The organism is Providencia sp., from assembly GCF_040396775.1.
Classification (GTDB): Bacteria; Pseudomonadota; Gammaproteobacteria; order Enterobacterales; family Enterobacteriaceae; genus Providencia.
Genome location: NZ_JBEBNT010000002.1, coordinates 248,327 through 271,080 on the forward strand (window position 1 = coordinate 248,327; position 22,754 = coordinate 271,080).

At 38.0% G+C, this 22,754-nt stretch carries 25 protein-coding genes; 19 read left to right on the plus strand and 6 right to left on the minus strand.

Translation table 11 applies throughout. The features are described from left to right. Positions 1-71: 71 nt before the first annotated feature. The 3 genes from ABWP91_RS03610 to ABWP91_RS03620 all read right to left on the minus strand — a co-directional run bounded on the left by ABWP91_RS03610 (position 72) and on the right by ABWP91_RS03620 (position 1,404). Positions 72-623: a fimbrial protein gene (locus tag ABWP91_RS03610; protein ID WP_353242070.1), complete on the minus strand. Its 552-nt coding sequence runs from the start codon at positions 621-623 to the stop codon at positions 72-74. Between the two features lie 196 nt (positions 624-819). Continuing rightward, positions 820-1,089 (minus strand): helix-turn-helix domain-containing protein, encoded by a 270-nt coding sequence (locus ABWP91_RS03615; protein WP_353242071.1) that lies wholly within the window; start codon positions 1,087-1,089, stop codon positions 820-822. Positions 1,090-1,140: 51 nt separating this feature from the next. Then, positions 1,141-1,404: a helix-turn-helix domain-containing protein gene (locus ABWP91_RS03620; protein ID WP_353242072.1), complete on the minus strand. Its 264-nt coding sequence runs from the start codon at positions 1,402-1,404 to the stop codon at positions 1,141-1,143. A 1,443-nt stretch (positions 1,405-2,847) separates the two neighbouring features. On the opposite strand from ABWP91_RS03620, the gene ABWP91_RS03625 reads away from it, so the two are divergent. The 19 genes from ABWP91_RS03625 to ABWP91_RS03715 all read left to right on the plus strand — a co-directional run bounded on the left by ABWP91_RS03625 (position 2,848) and on the right by ABWP91_RS03715 (position 19,697). After that, positions 2,848-4,092, plus strand: a complete 1,245-nt coding sequence (locus ABWP91_RS03625) for an ammonium transporter (RefSeq protein ID WP_353242073.1) — start codon at positions 2,848-2,850, stop codon at positions 4,090-4,092. 146 nt (positions 4,093-4,238) lie between these two features. Continuing rightward, positions 4,239-5,786 carry an ABC transporter substrate-binding protein gene (locus ABWP91_RS03630; protein WP_353242217.1) on the plus strand — a complete coding sequence of 516 codons (1,548 nt, stop codon included), beginning with the start codon at positions 4,239-4,241 and terminating at the stop codon, positions 5,784-5,786. Beyond that, a complete protein-coding gene (locus tag ABWP91_RS03635) occupies positions 5,786-6,754 on the plus strand; it encodes an ABC transporter permease (protein ID WP_353242074.1) in 969 nt (322 codons plus the stop codon). Before ABWP91_RS03630 ends, ABWP91_RS03635 begins: the two co-directional genes overlap by 1 nt. After that, positions 6,751-7,557, plus strand: coding sequence for an ABC transporter permease (locus ABWP91_RS03640; protein WP_353242075.1), 807 nt, complete (start codon positions 6,751-6,753; stop codon positions 7,555-7,557). The genes ABWP91_RS03635 and ABWP91_RS03640 overlap by 4 nt, the downstream gene beginning before the upstream one ends. Further along, the gene (locus ABWP91_RS03645) at positions 7,557-8,336 is read left to right on the plus strand and encodes an ATP-binding cassette domain-containing protein (RefSeq protein ID WP_353242076.1); all 780 of its coding nucleotides are present in this window, start codon (positions 7,557-7,559) and stop codon (positions 8,334-8,336) included. Before ABWP91_RS03640 ends, ABWP91_RS03645 begins: the two co-directional genes overlap by 1 nt. A gap of 226 nt (positions 8,337-8,562) precedes the next feature. After that, positions 8,563-8,865, plus strand: coding sequence for an urease subunit gamma (locus ABWP91_RS03650; protein ID WP_206082862.1), 303 nt, complete (start codon positions 8,563-8,565; stop codon positions 8,863-8,865). Positions 8,866-8,884: 19 nt separating this feature from the next. Further along, positions 8,885-9,310 carry an urease subunit beta gene (locus ABWP91_RS03655; protein WP_353242077.1) on the plus strand — a complete coding sequence of 142 codons (426 nt, stop codon included), beginning with the start codon at positions 8,885-8,887 and terminating at the stop codon, positions 9,308-9,310. A gap of 62 nt (positions 9,311-9,372) precedes the next feature. After that, positions 9,373-11,091: an urease subunit alpha gene (locus ABWP91_RS03660; protein WP_004256069.1), complete on the plus strand. Its 1,719-nt coding sequence runs from the start codon at positions 9,373-9,375 to the stop codon at positions 11,089-11,091. 62 nt (positions 11,092-11,153) lie between these two features. After that, positions 11,154-11,834, plus strand: a complete 681-nt coding sequence (locus ABWP91_RS03665; RefSeq protein WP_353242078.1) for an urease accessory protein UreE — start codon at positions 11,154-11,156, stop codon at positions 11,832-11,834. 29 nt (positions 11,835-11,863) lie between these two features. Beyond that, positions 11,864-12,550, plus strand: coding sequence for an urease accessory protein UreF (locus tag ABWP91_RS03670; RefSeq protein WP_353242079.1), 687 nt, complete (start codon positions 11,864-11,866; stop codon positions 12,548-12,550). A gap of 29 nt (positions 12,551-12,579) precedes the next feature. Continuing rightward, positions 12,580-13,212, plus strand: coding sequence for an urease accessory protein UreG (ureG, locus tag ABWP91_RS03675; protein WP_042848769.1), 633 nt, complete (start codon positions 12,580-12,582; stop codon positions 13,210-13,212). A gap of 2 nt (positions 13,213-13,214) precedes the next feature. Beyond that, positions 13,215-14,180, plus strand: coding sequence for an urease accessory protein UreD (locus ABWP91_RS03680; protein WP_353242080.1), 966 nt, complete (start codon positions 13,215-13,217; stop codon positions 14,178-14,180). A gap of 170 nt (positions 14,181-14,350) precedes the next feature. Then, the gene (gene yut / locus ABWP91_RS03685) at positions 14,351-15,340 is read left to right on the plus strand and encodes an urea transporter (protein ID WP_353242081.1); all 990 of its coding nucleotides are present in this window, start codon (positions 14,351-14,353) and stop codon (positions 15,338-15,340) included. A gap of 31 nt (positions 15,341-15,371) precedes the next feature. Then, positions 15,372-16,547, plus strand: coding sequence for an ion channel (locus tag ABWP91_RS03690; RefSeq protein WP_353242082.1), 1,176 nt, complete (start codon positions 15,372-15,374; stop codon positions 16,545-16,547). Between the two features lie 100 nt (positions 16,548-16,647). Next, on the plus strand, positions 16,648-17,883 hold the full coding sequence (locus tag ABWP91_RS03695; protein ID WP_353242083.1) for an ArsB/NhaD family transporter: 1,236 nt from the start codon (positions 16,648-16,650) through the stop codon (positions 17,881-17,883). Between the two features lie 18 nt (positions 17,884-17,901). Beyond that, a complete protein-coding gene (locus tag ABWP91_RS03700; RefSeq protein ID WP_353242084.1) occupies positions 17,902-18,501 on the plus strand; it encodes an ATP-binding cassette domain-containing protein in 600 nt (199 codons plus the stop codon). Positions 18,502-18,647: 146 nt separating this feature from the next. Next, complete coding sequence (gene crcB / locus ABWP91_RS03705) at positions 18,648-19,028, plus strand: fluoride efflux transporter CrcB (RefSeq protein ID WP_353242085.1); 381 nt, start codon at positions 18,648-18,650, stop codon at positions 19,026-19,028. Positions 19,029-19,040: 12 nt separating this feature from the next. After that, entirely contained in the window at positions 19,041-19,418 is a 378-nt protein-coding gene (locus ABWP91_RS03710) for a CrcB family protein (protein WP_353242086.1), read from the plus strand. A 48-nt stretch (positions 19,419-19,466) separates the two neighbouring features. Beyond that, on the plus strand, positions 19,467-19,697 hold the full coding sequence (locus tag ABWP91_RS03715) for a hypothetical protein (RefSeq protein WP_353242087.1): 231 nt from the start codon (positions 19,467-19,469) through the stop codon (positions 19,695-19,697). A gap of 137 nt (positions 19,698-19,834) precedes the next feature. Here the strand turns inward: ABWP91_RS03715 and ABWP91_RS03720 are convergent, their stop codons facing one another. The 3 genes from ABWP91_RS03720 to msrP all read right to left on the minus strand — a co-directional run bounded on the left by ABWP91_RS03720 (position 19,835) and on the right by msrP (position 22,697). Beyond that, complete coding sequence (locus ABWP91_RS03720; protein ID WP_353242088.1) at positions 19,835-20,839, minus strand: FUSC family protein; 1,005 nt, start codon at positions 20,837-20,839, stop codon at positions 19,835-19,837. A gap of 242 nt (positions 20,840-21,081) precedes the next feature. Beyond that, on the minus strand, positions 21,082-21,690 hold the full coding sequence (gene msrQ / locus ABWP91_RS03725; RefSeq protein ID WP_353242089.1) for a protein-methionine-sulfoxide reductase heme-binding subunit MsrQ: 609 nt from the start codon (positions 21,688-21,690) through the stop codon (positions 21,082-21,084). Next, positions 21,690-22,697, minus strand: a complete 1,008-nt coding sequence (msrP, locus tag ABWP91_RS03730) for a protein-methionine-sulfoxide reductase catalytic subunit MsrP (RefSeq protein ID WP_353242090.1) — start codon at positions 22,695-22,697, stop codon at positions 21,690-21,692. The genes msrQ and msrP overlap by 1 nt, the downstream gene beginning before the upstream one ends. Positions 22,698-22,754: the final 57 nt, after the last annotated feature.

Sequence of the window (22,754 nt, forward strand, 5' to 3'; positions counted from 1 at the left end):
AGATAAGTCAGCACTTTGTTTTCCTCTATATACATTAAGTAGCCGCCAAAATTGACGGCTATTCAAAGTGCTTACTGATAAGTAATACGGAAGTTTGAAACGGCTGTAAATTTACCTTCTGCAACATCTTGAGTTTTATCAATTGCTTTAGCTAATGCTTTGAAAGATAAAGTTACTTCGCCATCGGTGTTACCTGTAGGTAATACATCCTTTGCTACACCAAATTTGAAGCCATCAATCGCAATACCTAAGTTATTTGCGTTACCCGTTGATGTAGAAAGCATTTCCCCGCCATTCACATAGTTTTGGCCAGTGAAAACTAAGTCCATGGCTTTAACACCAGCAGGCTTACCGCTTTCACTATCAACTTCGCCGAAATTAGCAAAATCACAACCGGTTAATTTAATATCAAAATTTGCTTCGGCCGCTTTACCACTTTGCAAGGCTTTGCGTGATAACTGACCGAAATCAACGGTTTGTTTTAATGATGATTGCTCGATGTTACACGGCGTATTAACAACAGAACCGACAAAGTCAATTGTTCCTGTGTTATCTGCCATTGATGCAAATGGAATGACTGAAGCAGCAAATACGGAAGCAACGGCTAATTTAGATAATTTCATTATTCTTTCCTTAATATTAAATAGATTTAATAAAACATTCAAAATTAAAATGTATTTATTAATAACCTATGGATAAAAGTACAAAAATGACAAAGATATATAATGGGAATAGTATCCCTTGCCTAAACGTAAAGAAAAGGCTATTAATAAATAGAAGATTTACCTTCTAAATTAATTTGGTTAATTTCAGGCTGTTTTAGTAGTAACCTGTTTTTAATTCTTTTATTTCATCGGAATAGTCAGCCATTACGCTGAAAAAGAAATCTGACCAATTTTTATCCAATGCAATAAGAAAAACATTTAACATTTCAATACTGATCGTTGTAATACCTAATTCATAGCGAGAAACTTGTTGCTGGCTTAAATGAACTAGACTACCAAGTTGATTAGCAGATAATGATTTTTTTTTACGCGATTCTCTCAAAAATAAACCGATGTCTTTTCGTAAAGAGTTTTTAATTTTCATGGTAATAGTATCCACTTTATTAATCTTTAAAAACATGATGTTGTGCGATTTTTATTCATCGAAAAAGTAGCTAACATCAACATTAAAATAAATTGAAATAATTATTATTTTTGATGTTGATATATCACTTTGACCATTTTCATACCGAGACAGTTGCTGTTGTGATATCCCAATAACTTCAGCTAATGCTGAACCGCTCAAATTATATTTAAGTCTGAGTTTCTTTATTTTTTTTCCAATATTTTTTGATACAACATTAACTATATTATTTCTATCACTTAAAATAGAAATTGAATTGAAAATTTTATTTTTCATTAAAGTACCATTGACGTTGACGTATTAAATGGAATAAGACACCAATCGTTTAACTCCATATAGGATACAAAAAATCCGAGTTAAACCAAAACAAAAAAAAGAAATTAACTATTTAAAAAAAACAGTTACAAAGTTAATAAGTATTTTTTTACCAATTAAAGTTGTTAAGAATAAATGAGACATAAAAAAATAATTATCAAACAACAATATACAAATATGAATGTGATATTATTGTTAATAAATATCGCTTGTTTTATTTAAGTTAAATATTGTAAGGAATTGTAACTCTAATAAAAATGGGTCATTTTATGACTAGTTATTTAATAGCTATTTAAATATAGCCTCCTCTTTTTCAACTTTTGAATGGTTATAAACTAATGTGAAAATCTCAAAATAATATCTGCTTTGTTTCATAAAATCATAATACACTTAAAAAGAGTATTTAGAAAAACGAAATAATCGGTTTAATTTATCGATTAAACTGGTAAATTTCATTTAATTAATCAAATTTTTAATGGTCCTGAGTAAAAAAAGAAAATAAAATCAATTGGATAAGTTGCTTGGTAACACACCATTCTTTCAGGATATTATTTACTATCTAATTGGGTAGGTGGCTTGGTTATTTATGACACACTAGCGAAGATGTTTCTCTGCTCTATATATGTATACCAAGTATGCCAAGTGATCCGCATGATCCTCATGCACAGAACTTTGCCGTGCAGCCGCTATAAATGGGCAAGGGAAATTGCTTGTGAAAGGGGGAAGAGCTATACACAACGTCAAACATCACTTATCAACGAAAGTATTGTTTTGATTTAAACGATAAAACAAAGTCCAAACAGTATTTGTGGGAAGGGCTTGATTAGCCATTGTGTTAATCTGGCTAAGTTTTAGTCGCCAAGATATTTTTTATTAATTGTTTTTTTGATGGTCACTTTTGGAGCATGAAAAAATTTTCTTGCATCCTTAAAAATGTTAATAAAGTAATCGTTAACTTATTTAAACGGGGAAGTTGTCATTGAAAATTCATTGTTTTTGTATTTTGTGAAATTAAATTATTTTTTAATTGTGATTGTGTAATTAAACACTTGGTTTTTAATCTAATGTTAATTTAAATATATCATTACTTTAATGTTATTAACCTTGATTAAGTTGTTTTATTGTTTCTTTATTAATAAAAATTTATTTTATCTTATTGATTAATTTGTTTTTTTTGTATCTTTCCTTTAGCGTTGTCAATTAGTCTTTTATCGTTAGTCATTTATTGATTATTAAAAAACGCGTAAACTATTTTTTATTATATAATTTAAGTTTTTCATTGATTATCTGACTAATCGCTCTATTATGAATGTAATTTCAATTTGTGATAATCATTCTGCTCATTTAATGAAGAAGTAATTATCTCTAAATTTTAAATATCATTATGTTAATTTAGGAGTGTCCATGGAAAATGTATTGTCAATTTTGGATGTCCCAAATACAGCATTTATGCTGCTCTGTACCAGCCTTGTTATGCTAATGACTCCTGGGCTTGCTTTTTTCTATGGTGGGTTAGTTTCGCGTAAAAGTGTTATTACCATTATGTCCCAGAGTTTCTTTTCTATGGGGTGGGTGGCCATTATTTGGTTTGCGGTTGGGTATTCATTATCGTTCGGTCCATCGATTAATGGGATTGTCGGCGACCCACTTTATTATGCATTCCTAAATAACATTGATCCTCAGACGATGTATACCGGTAATGACGGCGGTTTGCCAATACTGGTTCATTTTGGATATCAAATGATGTTTGCGATTATTACCCCAGCCTTAATTACAGGGGCTTTCGCAAATAGAGTTAATTTCCCTGCTTATCTCATCTTTTTAACCTTATGGACATTATTTGTTTATGCACCCTTCGTTCATATGGTTTGGAGCCCAGATGGTATTTTTGCTAAATGGGGGGTTGTTGATTTTGCGGGTGGTATTGTCGTTCATGCAACAGCAGGGTTTGCTGCAATTGCTTCGGCATTATATGTAGGTAAAAGAGTCGTTAAGTCAGATGGTACTCATAATATTCCTTATATTGCGCTTGGTGCGGCCTTATTGTGGTTTGGTTGGTATGGCTTTAATGCGGGTTCTGAACTGCAAGTCAATACCGTCACCGTTTCCGCATTTATTACTACCGATATTGCGGCTGCGTTCGCGGCAATCACTTGGTTTATTATCGAACGTTTCCATACAGGCAAGCCTAAACTTGTCGGTTTCTTAACGGGGGCAGTGGCGGGCTTAGCCACTATCACACCTGCTTCAGGCTATGTTTCAATTGGTTCTGCGGCAATTATCGGGATTATCGCGAGTATCGTTTGTTACACCTGTGTTTTCTTAGTCCGACGTCATTTAGATGATGCATTAGATGTATTCGGTGTACACGGTGTCGGTGGTATTACTGGCTCGATTTTAGTCGGTGTATTTGCATCAACGGTTTGGAACGCGAAAGGTCCAGCTGGGTTAATTGAAGGTAACGGGATGCAAATTGTGAAGCAAACAGTGGCCGTTGTCTTTACCAGTATTTGGTCCTTTGTCTTTACAATCTTAATCCTTTGGATAATCAATAAATTTACACCAGTTAGAGTTGACCAAAGTACAGTTGGTGACAATTTAGATGTCGTTGAATTTGACGAAGATGCATATCGAGAAAAAGCAGATTAGTTATCAAATATATTATTTCTTGCAGTTTATCCCAACTGGAAGATTCATTTAAATCCACTGGTTGGGATAACTGCTAAATACAGCTGGTAATCTAGGATGGGTATATGAAAAAGAAAGTAGCAATAGCTATTCAGGCTATTTGTTTTATGGGGCTATCAATAAGCGCAAATGCTGTGACTGATATTCAGAAACCGCAAACATTGCGTCTAGCGATTGGTTCTGAGCCAACCGAAGGGTTCGACCCAATGTTAGGTTGGAGCCACGGCAGCTATTTACTTTTGCATAGTCCATTACTAAAGCAAAAAGCTGATTTATCATGGCACAGCTACATGATTGAAAAATATGAGCATTCTGACGATGGTAAAGCGTGGACGTTAAAATTAAAAGATGGGCTTAAATTCTCCGATGGTTCCCCATTAACCGCAAAAGATGTTGTTTTTACCTATAACAATGCAGCAGCAAGTGGTGGAAAAGTCGATATGGGGAACTTTGCTAAAGCAGAGGAAATCAACCCATCTACCGTTAAAATAACCCTATCTGCGCCGCAAAGTACCTTCATTAACGTATTAGGTTCTTTAGGGATTGTTTCTGCGGATAAATATGATGCGAAAAAATACGCACATAACCCTATTGGAGCAGGGTCTTATCGCTTAGTGAACTTCCAACCAGGTCAGCAATTAATTGTTGAAAGAAACCCATTTTATGCAGGCCCTAAAAACGATTTCGATAAAATGGTTTTCGTGTTCTTGAATGAAGATGGCGCTTTTGCCGCCGCTCAAAGTGGTGAATTAGATATTGTCCGTATTCCTGCTGCCGTCGCGAATAATGCAAAAGATGTCAAAAGCATGAAGTTGATTGAGCGCCACAGCGTTGAAAATAGAGGGATTTCCTTCCCAATTCCACCTGCGGGAGAAAAAAATGCGGCAGGTGACCCAATTGGTAACGACATCACTTCGGATGTGGCTATTCGTAAAGCAATCAATTATGCCATTGACCGTAAATTATTAGCGGATGCGGTGTTAGAAGGTTTTGCTATCCCTGCATATACAGGTGTTGAAGGCTTACCTTGGAATAACCCTCAATCTTCATTTAAAGATGGGGATGTAGAAAAAGCGAAAACTATACTTGAAGATGCCGGCTGGAAATTGAATCAAGACGGCTTAAGGGAAAAAGACGGTAAAGTCGCAAAGCTGACGCTTTGGTACGCCAGTGGCGACAGCACTCGTCGTGATTTAGCTCAGGCTGTGAGGGCCAGCTTAAAGCCGATTGGCATTGAGATGGATTTAAAATCAGGTAGCTGGGAAACCGTTGAAAAATATATGCATGCTAACCCAACATTGTTTGGTTGGGGTAGCCTTGACCCGATGGAACTGGTTCATAACTACAGCAGCAAAGCTGCTGGTGTCGGGTTCTATAACGCGGGCTACTATAAAAATCCAGCAGTCGATAAGGTAATAGAAGAAGCACTTCGTCAGCCAGATCAAGATGCGGCTATTCCATTTTGGCAGAAAGTGGATTGGGATGGCAAAACAGGAACGGGTATCCAAGGTGATGCGGCTTGGGCTTGGTTAATGAACGTACAACACCTTTATTTATTGAATAACTGTGTCGAGCTAGGAAAGGGCGCACCTGAAATTCACGGTTCATGGTCAGTATTGAATAATGTGGATGACTGGGCTTGGACCTGCAAATAATGCGGACAACCATCGGGCTTTTATTGCGGTTTATCTGTTTATTATTGGTGATAGCATTTGGGGTTTTTATTCTCCTAAGCTATTCACCAATAGACCCAATTAAAGCCTATATTGGCAATGATTTAATGCATGTTCCCCCCGAGCAATATTCATTGATTGCAGCTCGTTGGGGGCTTGATCAGCCATTATGGATGCAATTTTGGCATTGGTTTTCTCAGTTATTACAAGGTGATATGGGGTATTCCATGCTCTATAACACCCCTGTTTCACAGGTGATTGCTGATAGGCTCGCGCCTTCACTAGCGTTGTTATTATCGGCATGGCTATTTTCTGGGGCGATGGGTTTTGGTTTGGGATTGGTAGCAGGGCGTTACCTAAATAGATGGCCAGATAAAATCATTTCAACGCTATCTTATTTATTGGCTTCGATTCCTGTTTTTTGGGTTGGCTTACTTTTATTGTCACTTTTTGCTGTTTCATTGCAGTGGGCGCCAATTTGTTGCGCTTGGCCGATAGGCTTAGATGAACAAACATCAACACTGTCACAAAAAGTGCATCATCTTGTGTTACCTGTAGTGGCTTTAGGGATGTTAGGCATTGGTAATATAGCCTTGCATACGCGTTCAAAAGTTGCTGAGGTGATGAATAGTGAGTTTATCCACTATGCGAAAGCGCAAGGGGATAAAGGGTGGCCGATGATCAGTTTTCATGTAGTAAAACATGCGGTTACACCCGCAATATGTTTACAGTTTGCCTCAATGGGTGAGTTGCTCAGTGGCGCATTGCTAGCAGAAAAAGTGTTTGCCTACCCAGGTTTAGGACAAGCAACCATTGATGCGGGTTTACGGGGTGATATCCCGTTATTAATGGGGATCGTGATGTTATGTGCAGTGGTGATTTTCTTTAGTAACAGTATCTCTGACATGATGCTCAAGAGCGTAAATAAGGGGGTACTCAGAGCGCCATGACTTATAACCCTAATAGAGCCTTAATTAAGTTAGTTATTTCCTTGTTGTGCTTATTTGCTTTAGGGGCTTATGCGGCATGGCTTTCTCAAACGGATGTAGATGTTAATTTACTCGACCGTCGGCAAGCGCCATCGTGGGCACATTTATTTGGTACTGATAACTTAGGCCGAGACTTGTGGGACAGAGTATTCCAAGGAATAGCGACCAGCTTACAAATTGGTACCATTGCGGCATTATCGAGCGGAGTGATAGCACTGGTGATGGCAAGTTTATCCTCGTTTAGTAAGACGATGGATTATGTTATTCGTGGATGTATAGATTCGTTATTAGCGTTGCCACACTTGTTATTGTTGATATTGATTTGCTTCACATTAGGTGGTGGCAAAGTGGGTGTGATTTGGGCGGTTGCGTTGACACACTGGCCCAAACTGACGTTAATTTTACGTTCCGAGTTGCTTCGAGTGCAACAAACAGATTACATCATGTTATCGAAACGGATTGGAAATAGTGCGCTCTACCGATGCCGATATGACTATTTACCGATGATCCTTTCACAATGGCTAGTGGGGACACTATTGATGTTCCCACATGCGATATTACACAGTGCAGCATTGAGTTTTTTGGGTTTTGGTTTATCGCCACATGAAGCATCGTTAGGTATTTTGCTTTCCGATGCATTGCGTTACTTGAGCACAGGAGCATGGTGGTTAGCCATGTTTCCAGGCATTGCATTAGTTGGGTTAGTGCTGTTATTCGATCAGTTTGCTAAAGCGGTACAACAATTATGGTTGAGGAGCGATTGATGCTAAGTTTTGATAACCTTACGATTGATGTTGCGAAATTTCGCTGGCTAGGCAAAAAACAGTGGTCTCCGCTTTTACAAGGTATTTCATTGGATGTAGCGCCAGGTGAAATGGTTGCACTAGTAGGAGGAAGCGGGGAAGGGAAAAGTTTACTCCTGCAAAGCAGTTTAGGTTTGTTACCTGAAAATATGCGTTGTCGTGGTGATATTGTGTTAAATGGAAATCAGTTAACAGAAAAGTCAAAACAGCAATATCGTGGTAATTTATTGTGCTATATCCCTCAAGGGGTTAGCGCATTAAACCCTCTCATTAAGATAGGCCCTCAACTTGAACGTGCCGCTGTATTAAGTGGGCAGCATATTAAAATGCACGACGTCGCGTTGCACTTACAACAATATAATTTACAAGCAGATTTAATTCACAGTTATCCCAATAAGCTTTCTGGGGGAATGGCAAAACGTGTACTCGCGTGTAGCGCGACACTCTCCCAAGCCGAATATATTCTTGCGGATGAAATTTCATCTTGGCTAGACGATGAACATGCAATGCAACTTCTACAACATATCAAATCTCTTTGCTTTGATGGAAAAGGTGTTTTGTGGGTGACTCACGACCTTGCAATGGCTGTGCGTTTTGCTGATCGCATTGCGTTATTGCGTAATGGTGTTTTAGAAGAAGTACTCAGTAGTGAAAGACTAAAGCAAGGCGGAGGAGGAAAGTGGTTTCAATCACTATGGAATTCTTTGCCTGAACAACAATTTATGAATTGGACTCAGTGAATAAATATTATTTAAAAATTTTAATGTGAGTAAAAACCAATTTATATCCAGTCTTATTTTGATTAATTAAATTGGAATATTTATTGGTATGAATTTTATTTATTTAACTCGTCGTTATTGGATATTTAACTCAATTTATATTTTACAAATAAAACGAGTTATTAGCTCATAAAATGATTATTTATCAGTACTAACAATACTAAGCTTTATCAATTGAGGAGGCGTTATGCAGTTAACCCCAAGAGAAATTGAAAAATTGATGGTTTACACACTTGCCGATGTAGCTGAAAAACGTCGTGCGCGTGGTGTGAAATTAAATTATCCAGAAGCTGTTGCCATTATTACGGTTACCGCACTTGAAGGTGCTCGTGATGGTAAAACTGTTGAAGATGTGATGAAAGAAGCGGCAACTGTCTTAACGAAGAAAGACGTTATGGATGGTGTGGACGACTTAATTCCTAATGTTCAAGTTGAAGCAATTTTTACTGATGGTACTCGCTTAGTAACTGTCCACAATCCAATTAAATAAGTGAAGGATGAGGTGAAATATGAGTGATTCAAAAACAGGTATTAAAGCCCCGACTCCTTTAGGTGGTGTTATTTTTGCAGATGAGCCTATTGAGTTCAATGTTGGTAAGCCGGAAACAAAAATTAAAGTCCGTAATACGGGCGATAGGCCTGTGCAAATCGGTTCCCACTTTCATTTTTTTGAAGTTAACCATGCATTAGAGTTTGACCGTGCTGCGGCTTACGGTAAGCGTTTAAATATTGCCTCTACAACGGCAATTCGTTTTGAGCCAGGTGATGAAGTGGAAGTTTCACTGATCCCTTACGGCGGAAAGCAAAGTGTGTATGGGTTTAATAACCTTGTTGATGGTTGGGCGGGTGACAATGTTGCCGCTACTGAGCGTCCTGCTAAAGCAATCGCCTTAAATAAAGCAATTGCTCGTGGTTTTAAGCATAAGGAACAGTAAGCGGGTTAGATGTCAGTAATGATAAATAACAATGCACCTTCTTAACGTTAAAGGTAAATAACATGCCAAAAATTTCTAGACAAGAATACAACGGTTTATTCGGACCAACAGTTGGCGATAAAATTCGTTTAGGCGATACCGATTTATATATTGAAATCGAAAAAGATTTACGTGGATATGGCGAAGAGTCTGTCTACGGTGGTGGTAAATCTTTACGCGACGGTATGGGCGCGAATAATACTTTCACGAGTGATAATGGCGTTTTAGATTTAGTGATTACTAACGTCACTATCGTTGATGCGCGTTTAGGTGTGATTAAAGCCGACGTGGGGATTAAAGCGGGCAAAATTGTTGGTGTCGGTAAAAGTGGTAACCCAAATATCCAAGACAATATCACCCCAGGCATGGTTGTTGGGGTGTCAACGGATGCTATCTCTGGTGAACACTTAATCCTAACGGCTGCGGGTATTGATACGCATATCCACTTAATTTCTCCGCAACAAGCTTACGCGGCGTTATCAAACGGTGTGACAACCTTCTTTGGTGGTGGTATTGGCCCAACCGATGGAACTAACGGTACGACAGTAACGGCGGGTCCTTGGAACATGCGCTCCATGCTACGTGCTATCGAAGGCTTACCAATTAACGTGGGTATTTTAGGGAAAGGTAACTCTTATACTCGCGAACCACTGATAGAACAATTGGTTGCGGGTGCGGCTGGGCTTAAAGTTCACGAAGACTGGGGCGCAACAGGAAATGCGATTCGCCATGCGTTGCGTATTGCTGATGAATTTGATGTGCAAATCTCAGTGCATACAGACAGCCTGAATGAAGGCGGTTATGTTGAAGATACCATCGAAGCCTTTGAAGGTAGAACGATTCATACCTATCATACAGAAGGTGCTGGTGGTGGACATGCCCCTGATATTATTAAAGTTGTTAGCCAGCCTAACGTATTGCCAAGCTCAACAAACCCAACGTTACCGTTCGGTGTTAACAGCCAGTCAGAGTTATTTGACATGATCATGGTATGTCATAACTTGAACCCAAATATCCCTTCGGATGTTTCATTCGCAGAGAGCCGTGTTCGCCCTGAAACTATAGCAGCAGAAAACGTGCTGCATGATATGGGCGCTATTTCGATGTTCTCAAGTGACTCACAAGCGATGGGGCGTGTGGGTGAAAACTGGTTACGTATTGTTCAGACAGCCAACGCGATGAAAGCGTCTCGTGGCAAGCTGCCTGAAGATGCGCCGGGCAATGATAACTTCCGTGTTCTACGTTACGTGGCAAAAATCACCATTAACCCAGCAATTGCTCAGGGGATCAGCCATATATTAGGTTCTATTGAAGTTGGCAAAATGGCTGACCTCGTATTATGGGACCCACGTATGTTTGGTGCTAAACCTAAACTGGTTATTAAAGGTGGCATGATCAACTGGGCAGCAATGGGCGACCCAAATGCTTCCTTACCAACACCGCAGCCAGTCTTCTATCGTCCAATGTTTGGTGCGATGGGCAAAACCGTTAACGACACTTGTGTAACTTTCGTTTCACAAGCCGCTTTAGATGATGGCATTAAAGAAAAAGCCGATCTTGAGCGGCAAGTGATTGCGGTGAATAACTGTCGAGCAATTGGGAAACGCGATTTAGTGCGTAACGGTGAAACACCAAATATTGAAGTTGACCCTGAAACCTTTGCTGTAAAAGTGAATGGTGAACATGCAACTTGCCAGCCGATTAGCGAAGCCGCAATGAACCAACGTTATTTCTTTAGCTAATAGTACATGTTTGGATTATCTGCCTGCCGGTGGCGGGCAGAATTAACATAAAAGGTAATATTATGATCATTATTGAACATATTCTTGGCAATGTTAAAAAAGACCCAGTGTGGCAAGCACGTCAGAAAAGTGCAGATGTTGATACGTTAATTCTTGATCAACGAGAAGCACAGAAAAGTCGCTGTCGCAAAAATACGGAAAAAGGCCAAGACTTAGGTATCGCGCTGGACAGAAAAGTCTTGTTATCGGATGGTGACGTTCTGCTATTTGATGAAACCACTAATACAATGACGATAGTTCAGATCTCTTTACGTGACGTCATGATGGTCAATTTATCCCACCTGAAAAACCTAAGTACTGAAGAGCATATTCGCATTAGTTTCGAATTAGGGCATGCATTAGGTAACCAGCACTGGAAAGCCGTTTTAAAAGGTGATCTTGTTTACGTACCACTGACGGTAAGTGAAAAAGTGATGGGTTCAGTCATGCGCACACATGGTTTTGGTGAAGAAACATTTGCCTTTGTAAAGGGTGAAAGCATTTTACCTAAATTGAGCCACTCTGAAGCACGTTTATTATTTGGTGGCGCTGAGGAAACGGATACGCATGTTCATGTGGAATTAGGGCAGATCCACGGGCTCGGCCACAGTCATGATCATGCACACAGCCACGATCACAGCCATGGGCACGATCACAATCATGATCATCATCATGACCATGGGCACACTCATACACACAAATAACGTTCGTGTTCATGGGTAAGGAAAGTGATATGGAAGCATCTGACCTAATTAGAATTATGCAGTTTGGTGATTCAGCATTGCCAATTGGTGCATTTACATTTTCAAATGGGGTTGAATCCGCCATTCAAAAAGGTGTTGTCCACGACAAAGAAACGCTGAAATCCTTTGTTCACACGTCTTTAAAGGTTGCAGCACATTCAGATTGCATTGCCATTGTGGCGGCACATCGTGCCATTCTTGCACAAGATAACGACGCATTAGCGAAGATTGATTGGGCAGTGCATAACCGCAAGCTGAATGAAGAAGCGCGCATAATGACGACTCGAATGGGGAAAAAACTCGCTGAAATCTCAGTTCATATTTTTGATGACCCACAAGTGAGTGGGTGGCTTGCGAAAATCAAAGCCAATGAGGTTCCAGGGACCCAGCCAGTAACACAAGCCATTGTTATGGCTGTACAAGGGATCACCGAAAGAGATGTTGTCGTGATGCACCAATATGGTATTGCCATGACAATTTTAAGTGCGGCGATGCGGCTAATGCGCATCACACACTATGAAACACAGCATATTCTTTTTGAATTAAATGAAGAAATTAAGGTTTTTTGTGACATCGCAGCTAATGGTGACATAGAGCAAATGTCCTCATATGTTCCTGTGATTGATGTCTTAGCTGCGGTACACACTAAATCGTTTGTCCGTTTGTTTATGAACTAACAAACAACTAAAAATTTTGGGGAAAAATGATGAAAAAAATGACTCGGATCGGAATTGGTGGGCCAGTTGGTTCAGGTAAAACAGCGATTATTGAAGTGATCACTCCGATCCTCATTGAAAGAGGCATTAAACCGCTAATCATCACGAATGACATCGTGACGACCGAGGATGCAAAGCAAGTAAAACGTACATTAAAAGGCATTCTTGATGAAGAGAAAATTTTAGGTGTTGAAACAGGCGCATGCCCTCATACCGCCGTACGTGAAGACCCAAGTATGAACATTGCTGCGGTTGAAGATATGGAAGAACGTTTCCCTGATAGCGACGTGATCATGATTGAAAGCGGCGGTGATAATCTAACGTTAACCTTTAGCCCAGCGTTAGCAGACTTCTACATCTATGTGATTGATGTGGCTGAAGGTGAAAAAATTCCACGTAAAAATGGCCCAGGTTTAGTACAAGCCGACATTCTAGTCATCAACAAAATTGACTTAGCGCCTTATGTTGGTGCGAGCCTTGAAGTGATGGAGCATGATACCAAAATCGTTCGTGGCGACCGTCCTTATGTACTGACCAACTGTAAAACAGGGGAAGGGGTTATTGAGTTGGTTGATATGATCATGGATAAATTCCTCTTTACCCACCAAGTTCCAAGGGGGTAAAGATGACGAATTTCAGGGCAGATATAGCAAATACTCCAACGCGTGTTAAAGCTCATATTTTAGGCAGCAATGCACCTGAACTCGCCGCATATCAAGATGAACCGAAGCAAATGCAAAGTGGTGCTGTTGGTAAAAGTGGTTACTTAAAATTAAGGTTTGCTCAAGGCGAATATCGTAGTGAGCTGGTGGAAATGGAGCGCCGTGTTCCCTCTTTAGTGCAAAAAGCGCTGTATTGGGATGAATTGATGCCCCAGTTGCCCTGCGTTACGATGATCTCGACTTCTGGTAGCTTACTGCAAGGTGATAGGCAAGCTCTTGATATTATAGTTGAAAAGGGTGCATGTGCTCATGTGACAACGCAATCTGCGACCAAAGTTCATATGATGGAAGCAAACTACGCCACTCAGTACCAAAACATTATTGTTGAGGAGGATGGGTATTTAGAATATTTACCTGACCCTATCATTCCTCACCGTAATTCTCGGTTTATTACTGACACGCGGATTAATATCCATCCTAGTGCCACGATGATTTACTCCGAAATACTGATGTCGGGTCGAAAATATCACCATCCAGATGAACAGTTTGGGTTTGATGTTTTTTCATCTCATATTCGAGCTGAGTCATCTTTCAATAAAGAATTGTTTGTTGAGAAATACATTTTGGAGCCAAAAAAATCACCGCTAAATATTACAGCGGTTATGGATAGCTTCGATACTTTTGGCAATGTGATTTTACTGACACCTAAAATTCACCATGAGCGTATTTTAGAACGTCTAGATGCAATATATGACCCAAAAAATGAAATTGCTTTTGGCGCAACGCAATTACCGAATGACTGTGGATTAATATTTAAGGCATTGGGGGTTGATAGTCCAAAAGTGAAGGAAGCTGTCAGGTATTTTTGGCAAATAGCGAGAGAAGAAATATTAGGTATTTCGTTACAAGAACCTTTTTTATGGCGTTAAATATGGTCCGTTGTATTAAATGTATATCATTGCATTTAATACAACTCTGTAATGGTTGTCATAAAGTGACTGAAATAACCAGCTAGGTTATCAAGGTAATTTATTAATATACTATCAGTAGAGTGATTTTTATGATTTCTCTACTGATATTCCTATCAAGGAATTTCACGATGGAAAAAATAATAAATCAGAACGCTTGGAATAAGTTGGCCAGCGAAAATATAACGATACAGTTTATTGATGTCGTCTTGCGTGGCTGTGCTCAAGTTATGTTTCAAAATAACGCACTAACCGGACTTCTCTTTTTTATTGCAATTTTCATCGGTGCATTTTTAGAAGGAATGCCGCAAGTCGCTTTAGGTTGTGTGTTAGGTACCGTTGTCGCTACACTGACCGCTTATATTAGTAAATTAGATACTGAATCATTGCGTTCAGGGCTTTATGGCTATAATGGCTGCTTAGTTGGGGTTGCACTACCGACTTTCTTAGAAAATACCCCCTTTGTCTGGGTAACGATTGTATTAGGAAGTATCGTTTCGGTTATAGCAACTATCTCTTTAATGGATTTTCTAAAAAACTGGAAAGTCGCAGCATTAACCGCCCCTTTTGTTTTAGTATCATGGATTATTTTACTCGCGAGTTACAACTTCTTAGGCATTGAAGGCGTTGCATTACCGACGCCAGCATTACCTAAACAACTTATTGAACCTATTGGATTAATTCCGCATAGTGACTTAGTTGCTGATGTTTTCCGTGGTGTTTCTGAAGTATTTTTACTCAGTAGCATGATTGTCGGTATTATCTTTGTTATTGGTCTAGCGGTTAGCTCTATATGGGCGGCGATATTTGCCGTATTTGGTTCTCTTCTTGCTTTTATCGTTGCAACCCTTTTAAAAGGTGACTTTGCGAGTATTCATACGGGCTTATATTCATTTAGCGCAGTATTAACTGCGATTGCTTTAGGTTCTACCTTTAATAAGCCGAGCTATCGAGTGGTCGTTTATGCCATCGTTGGCGTGATATTTACTGTATTTGTCCAAGGGGCTCTCGATATTATTCTTGAACCATTTGGTATCCCGACTTTAACGATGCCATTTGTTCTGGCGTCATGGTTATTTCTAGTACCGAACCAAGATATTATGCCTAAACATCGACAATAATATTTGCACTAAAACTTTTTGGTATTCAATTATGAAAAAAAATGCAATATATAAATATATTCAAAATATGAGAATGCTACGCTTAGTGCTCGCATTATTAATATTTGCAGATGGGATGTTGATTATTTTTCCCATCATCTCAACTTATGATCTTCATTTATACCCTCAACATCTAGGCTTTGTTGATTGGCTACAATCTTTAGGGTTGGTTAAACTATTAGATATTCCAAGGTTTGCGATTGGCGTTGTGCTCATTATCCTTGCTATTCCTGTTTATTTAGGCCTACGTATCGGTTGGTTATTTAGCTGCTTTATGTTGTTCATTATTATGTTAATTAACTTGGTATTAGCAAGGGAAAATGTTCTGACTGGAACGCTTTCACTGGTAGTACTGATTATTGCCATCGCAAATTGGAAAGCATTTAATCGCCATAGCCTATCTGGTGCAGGTTTTGTTGCTTTTATGAGCTTAAGCGTACTATTGGGTTATTCTGTATTTGGAACTCTGTATTTAGGCGAGCAATTCCAACCACATGTTACTGACATTTCATCTGCATTCTACTTTGCTTTGGTATGTATGACGACAGTAGGCTTTGGTGACATTATTCCGATTAGTGTTGAGGCAAGGTTATTTACAATTTCGATTGTTATTTTAGGTATTACAATTTTTACAACCTCTATTGTGTATTTTCTAGGGGTATTTGCAAAAAGCACACAAGAAATTGTTAAGAAGAGATTATTTCGTATGAAAAACCACTATATTATTGTTGGCGCAAGCCCCCTAGCTTTAAACACTTACCACGGATTAAGAAAACGCGACTTAGACGTCATGGTACTTTGTCATGAAGAACAAAAAAAGAGCTATCCAGATAATGCGCAAGTTATTGTCACGGAGCAAATTAATAAAAATACATTAAATAGCGCTAACTTAGACCAAGCAAAAGCGTTATTTATTTTAGGTGCTTCTGATTCTGAAAATACCATCTCTATGTTAGCTGCGAAAGAAATTGTCGGTGGGAATATTAAAAGCGTTATTGCTGTAAATGATGATAAAAATTACGAAAATATGCAGCTATTACATGCGGATTTACTCATTTCGCTTTCATCTTTAGGAAGTGAAGTACTGATTAAAATGATTTTTGGTGAAAACATTAATAACCAAGTTATGGAAAATATTATTTTTTCAAACAACATATTAGATTCGTAATATGCTGGAGTCCCAATTGAAAATTGCTGCTGTGAAGTGCCTACAGTTTTATTATTTATACGAAGAAATAAAAATATAGATAAGAGATAGAGAGTTTATTATGGATCTAACCGTGATTATTTTTATTTTAGTGTATGTCGCAATGGCTTTTGGGACTTTTCCAGGGATTAAAATTGACCGTACTGGTGCATCTGTGGCAGGTGCATTAGCCATGATAGGGTTTGGGATTATCTCGCCAAAATTGTCTTGGGATGCAATTGATTACAGTGCAATTGGATTATTATTTGGCTTAATGGTGGTATCTGCATCATTTACAGTATCAGGTTTTTATCACCAAGCAGCACAAAAAGTGGCGAGCTTAAATATTAGCCCACCTAAATTAATGGCCGTTTTTATCATTGTTGGGGCACTTCTTGCCTCGGTACTTACAAACGATATTGTTGTGGTGGCGATGACGCCTTTATTGGTTTCCGTCACGTTATCTCGAGGCCTTAACCCTATTCCATTTTTACTTGGTTTTTGCTTTGCGGCCAATAACGGTGCCGCAGGTTCTTTAATTGGTAGCCCTAAAAATATGGTTGTTGCACAAGGATTGGATTTATCTTTTATTGGAATACTCAATATTACGGCTATTCCAGTTTTATTTTCAGTCCCGATTGTATGGTGTGTAATCACTTTGCTTTATCGTAATCGTTGGTATCTATCTGAAGATAAAAAGTCATTAATGTCTAATGCTGATCCTTCGGTTATTGAATTCAATTGGTGGGAAACGATAAAAGCTGCTACGGTTTTATTAGCGGTTATTTTAGCTTTTTTATTTAGTGATTTACCGCGTGAGCTTGTTGCATTATCGGCAGCCTGTTTTTTATTGTTAAACAGAAAAATAGCCTCCAGTGACATGTTAAAGCATGTTGACGGTGACTTAATCCTACTAATGATGGGGCTATTTATTATTAATACCGCATTTTCCAACACAGGTATCCCTCAGGAGGTATTGCATTACCTATTGGGTAAAGGTATCGATCTAAATAGCCCTATTACATTATTTTTGGTCACCATTGTGATGAGTATTTTTGTAGGGACGACACCAACGGTGATTTTATTGATCCAGTTTGTTTACCCCCATGGCAATGTTGATTTGTTAGGTGCTGCGTTAATTTTAGGGGCTTGTTTTGCGGGTAATATATTTATATTTGGTAGTATTGCAGGGATTATTGCTGTTGAGCAATCCTCTGCGCATGGTATTAAAATATCGTTTTTAGAATTTACAAAATCAGGCGGTATTATTTCCATTATTTGTATTTTTATTGCTGTTGTTTGGTTATCCATCTATTAGTTTATAGAGAGTTTGAGTATGTTAGAAGTCAAAAACTTATGTATAAAGCAAGATAACCGTACATTATGGGATTCACTGTCATTTTCACTGAATAAAAATGAGCGTCTAGGGATTTCAGCACCGAGTGGTTTTGGTAAAACAACATTAGGCCGTGTATTGGCCCAATGGCAAATACCTGCGCAAGGAGATGTGCTATTTAATGGGAAAAAATTATCCCAAAACGAATATTGCCCTATTCAGCTCGTTCCTCAGCATCCTGAAAAATGTTTTAACCCTTATCGGACAGTCGGTGAAAGTGTGAAGGATGCCTGGGAGCCTGCCCCATATTATCTTGAACGTTTGTTTATTAAATCAGAGTGGTTGGCGAGAAGGCCTAGTGAACTTTCAGGTGGTGAGCTTGCTCGAATTGCCTTATTAAGAGCATTAGACCTAAGAACAAAAACCTTAATTGCAGATGAAATCACTGCACAATTAGATGCTCACTTACAGAAAGATATATGGAAATTTTTAATTCAACTTTCTGAAGAAAGACCATTATCGATGATTGTTTTTAGCCACAATAAATTCCTATTGGAAAAGGTGTGTACCTCGATTTGGAATATGACAATATCAGAGTGAACTATTTTAAATTACCAAAAATATTCACTGGCTATTTAATGATGTTCATTTAATGACTGTTATTTTTTGATATTCATTTAGTGTATTTAATTTAAATTCTAGAAACGATGTTTTTATATCTATGATATCAAATAGAGGATGCTGCAATGGTAGCTATTGATATTTTGTTAGTTGGCTCTGGCGGAGGTATTGGTTCACTACTACGTTGGTGGATTGGTCGTCTGGTGGGGGAGCGTTATCACGGGAAATTTCCATTATCAACGTTCATCATTAATATTTCTGGTGCATTTGTTATTGGTTTTTTAAGCCGTTATTTTGCCATCGATTGGGATGACCGCTATGGAACATTTCTACAATCAGCCATTCTAACAGGGTTACTGGGGGGTTATACAACATTCAGTAGCATGCAGCTTGATGCTTTGAAGTTGACTCAAACTAAACAAAAATTACTCGCACTATTTTACTTGTTACTTTCGGTTTTATTTGGGGTAACTGCGGCATTTATTGGTGCTTGGTTAGCAAACTAACAGGGGCTAAAAATGAATATTATGATCTTGGTTTTTATTGGTGGTGCAATTGGCGCAATTTCCAGAGAATTACTGATGGTGTCTGTTCCTACCATGAATGATCACTTTCCCCTTGATATATTCATAGCAAATATTATCGCATCATTATTATTGGGTATTGTCGCAGGACTATTAATGAGGAAGAAAATAGGTCAAGGGATGAATGCATTTTTTGCCACAGGTGTCATGGGGGGATTATCAACATTTTCCAGTTTTGTTTATGGTGCCGTTGAAATAATGAAGTATCCAGGGTTTTTCTTAGTGGCAGTTAGTTACTTGGTTTTAAGTATCATTATCGGGTTTGCTGCTATTTATATTGGGTACTCAGTGGGTAATAAGCAATATAGTTAAATATGACACTGATGTTTTGATGTTTATAATAGAATAAGGGGTTTTGAAATGAAAATAGGTAAAACAATATGGCATGAAATTACTTCAAAGCCTTATAGATTACAATTATTTTTTGATGCAATACTTTTGGTATTATCACCTGTGATATTTATAAGTATAATTGGTTTTGACACAGAAACATTAAATATGGATATTTTTATTATTACATTAATTATTTTAATTTATATTTACATTACACGTTGGTTTAGCCACTGGTATTGTAATAGAAGTAAAAACTGATGATGTGTATGAAATGTTTTTTATAAGACTACATTTGTCTTTTGTTATGGTTTTCTTCAGTTGTAGTCTAATTATAGAGGAAGCTTCAATGTTCACTTAAAGAAGACTTCCTTATTTTTATTACTACGGTTGCTAATTTATGATTTTTCTTTTTTTATAATCCTAAAAATATTTAAAACTAAGCTCGCAATAATTGCAGCAGCGCCGCCGATAAAGGTCTCATATGCCCTTGATATCGGTAGTAAGTAACTCGGGTTATGTAAAAATTGAGTTTCCTCAAGAAGAAGTAGAACAAAAACAGTAATAGAAAATGTTTTTAGTAGATAATTTAAACGGAAAAGTGTTGGCATGAAGAATATGATTAAAACTAAAACTGCTAAGTAAATATAAGTTTCATTTGATTTTGTCATACTAAACATAGCAATAACAAAAATGGCTGCCAATAGACTTCCTAAAAATCTAAGTAATGTGACCTTTATTATGTGCATTTCTTTTGGGTGAAGCAACATAATGAATGTTAGAGGTGCCCAATAAGGTTTATATAAATTTAGATAGTCAGGTATTGAAAGACTTAAAAATAGGAAAAAGCTGAACAAGAAAGCGCGTATATATACCTTTTCGTCACTATGATATATTTCCTTTGAGAATAATCCATTTTTAAATGCATGACTTTCAAAGTTTTTATGTCTTAGTAAGCTAAAAGTAAGTAGACTAATGGCAACCCCTAAGATATAGGCCATCGGTAGGTCAAGGCTAATCGAGTCAAGTGTTGTTCCCATACAAGAAAAGATAATCAAAAATGGAAAGGTACGATCTAAGTAATCATCTTTTTTGTAAAATAGGTAATAGCAATATGATAGGATAAATAAGTAAATATGAAAATAAATTGTTAGTTTTAGTATAAAACCAATGCCCCCACCAACGATAACTAAGCATAATAAAAAAAACACATAAAAAATATTACTACTATCAGGCTTTGTGTCATAAACGATATTAGAGAATAGTGTTGTTAAAAGACCAAATGTCCCACCTATGAAACCAAATAAAGAAAAACAAATGGTTGAATTGACTATTGCAGTAATCAAAAAAGCTCCATTATTTCTAAAGCTAATATATTTGTTTTCTTTACTAATACCTTTCATTTTGACTTCTCACTTTGTCTTTTTTAGTTATTTTCACCATCTATCTTAGTCGAATTATATCGTAAGTTAAAGAGTTGTTTTAGTGTATTATAACTCGGTGTGTATATTAAAAATATAAAATTATTTTTTGGTTATATATCTTTTAGGGGATGTCAATGAGGCCGAATTATGTATAAATATATCATAAAAAGATATACAAATATAAATGGTAGGTTTAATTCATTTTAATTTATATTTTCTATTCATGATTTAATGGATATTTTCCATTGATTCCTTATGCGATTAAAAAACACACATCCAACTAGCCCTAAATAGATAAAAGGTTCAGGCGTGAGTGTTTTAAGTGACAATATGTAATGGCAAAGTACAAGTAAGAGGGTAGGGTAAAGTAGCATATGAACTCTTTTCCACCATATACCTAACCAATTGCGAATACAGTTTAATGAGCTAATAGCCATTAGAAATAAACATAGCCAAGCAATAGTACCGAAAACTAAATAAATTCGTGAAAAAATTTCTTCAAAAAACAACCCCAAATTATTGATACCGATTTCAAGTAACAGATAGCTGCTTAAATGTAGCGCGGCCCAGAGAAAACACCAGAGCCCAAGTGCTTTGCGTACTTGAAACAACGTGGTAAATCGTAATAACTGAGCAATAAGCGGGATGCACGCAGTCAGAACTAATAAACGTAATGCAGCGATCCCTGTAAAATGTTGTATATCTTTAGCTGGATCGGCGCCAAGTTGCTGGGTATCTATTAAAAAAACTAACCACAACAAAGGTAGTAGAGCAATAAGATGAATACTCCCTTTGGTTAACCATACTGTTAGTTTATTTTGTTGGGACATTAATAGTATCTCCGCAAGTCCATTCCTTGGTATAAGCTTGCCACTTGGTCGGCATATCCATTAAAGAGCAATGTGGGTTGTCGAGTTACTTGACCTAAGCCGCCTGCACCTATAAAACGTTCAGTTGCTTGTGACCAGCGGGGATGGTTAACATGAGGATTCACATTGGCAAAAAAACCATATTCACTCGGTGCAGAAAGGTTCCATGTTGTTTCAGGCATGTGCTCTGTCAGGCGAATTTTTACGATGGATTTAATACCTTTAAAGCCGTATTTCCATGGCACGACTAATCGGATAGGTGCGCCATTTTGGTTGGGTAAACTTTTTCCATATACGCCAGTGGCCAATAAAGTCAGAGGGTTCATTGCTTCATCTAAGCGTAATCCTTCAACATAGGGGTAGGCTAACCCGCCGCCAATATAGCGACTTTTTTGCCCAGGCATTTGTTCGGGGGCGTAACGTGTTTCAAAGGCGACATATTTAGCTTTGCTCGTAGGTTCTACGAGAGCTAATAGCTTAGCGAGTGAAAAACCAACCCATGGAACAACCATCGACCATGCTTCTACGCAGCGCATCCGATATATACGTTCTTCTAAGGGAAACTTAGTGTTGATGTCATCTAAATTGAGAGTCATTGGATGGTTAACTTCACCCTCAATCGTGATAGTCCATTCGTCAGTGACTAATGTATGAGCATTATCGGCGGGATCTGACTTACCGAGTCCAAACTCATAAAAGTTATTATACCCAGTCACTTTATCTTCTGGCGTCAAAACAAGTGATGATTGGTATTCCTCAGGTTGAATAAATGTCAGCGATTTTCTAGGCAGGGCTGGGGTCGCGGGAGTATCGTCACTAAACCAAGAAAATAAACCTGCATTTGCTGTGGAAGCGAGGGTTATACCAGCCGCCCCGATACCCAAGGCTTTAAGAAGTTGCCTGCGTTTCATAAAAAAAATTGATTCATCTGTGATTTGAGACGTCGGAATTTTTGATGATTTTTTCATTGTGCGCTCCAGAGTAATAAGGCGAATTAAATCTGTTATATCAAATGCGCAAAAAAT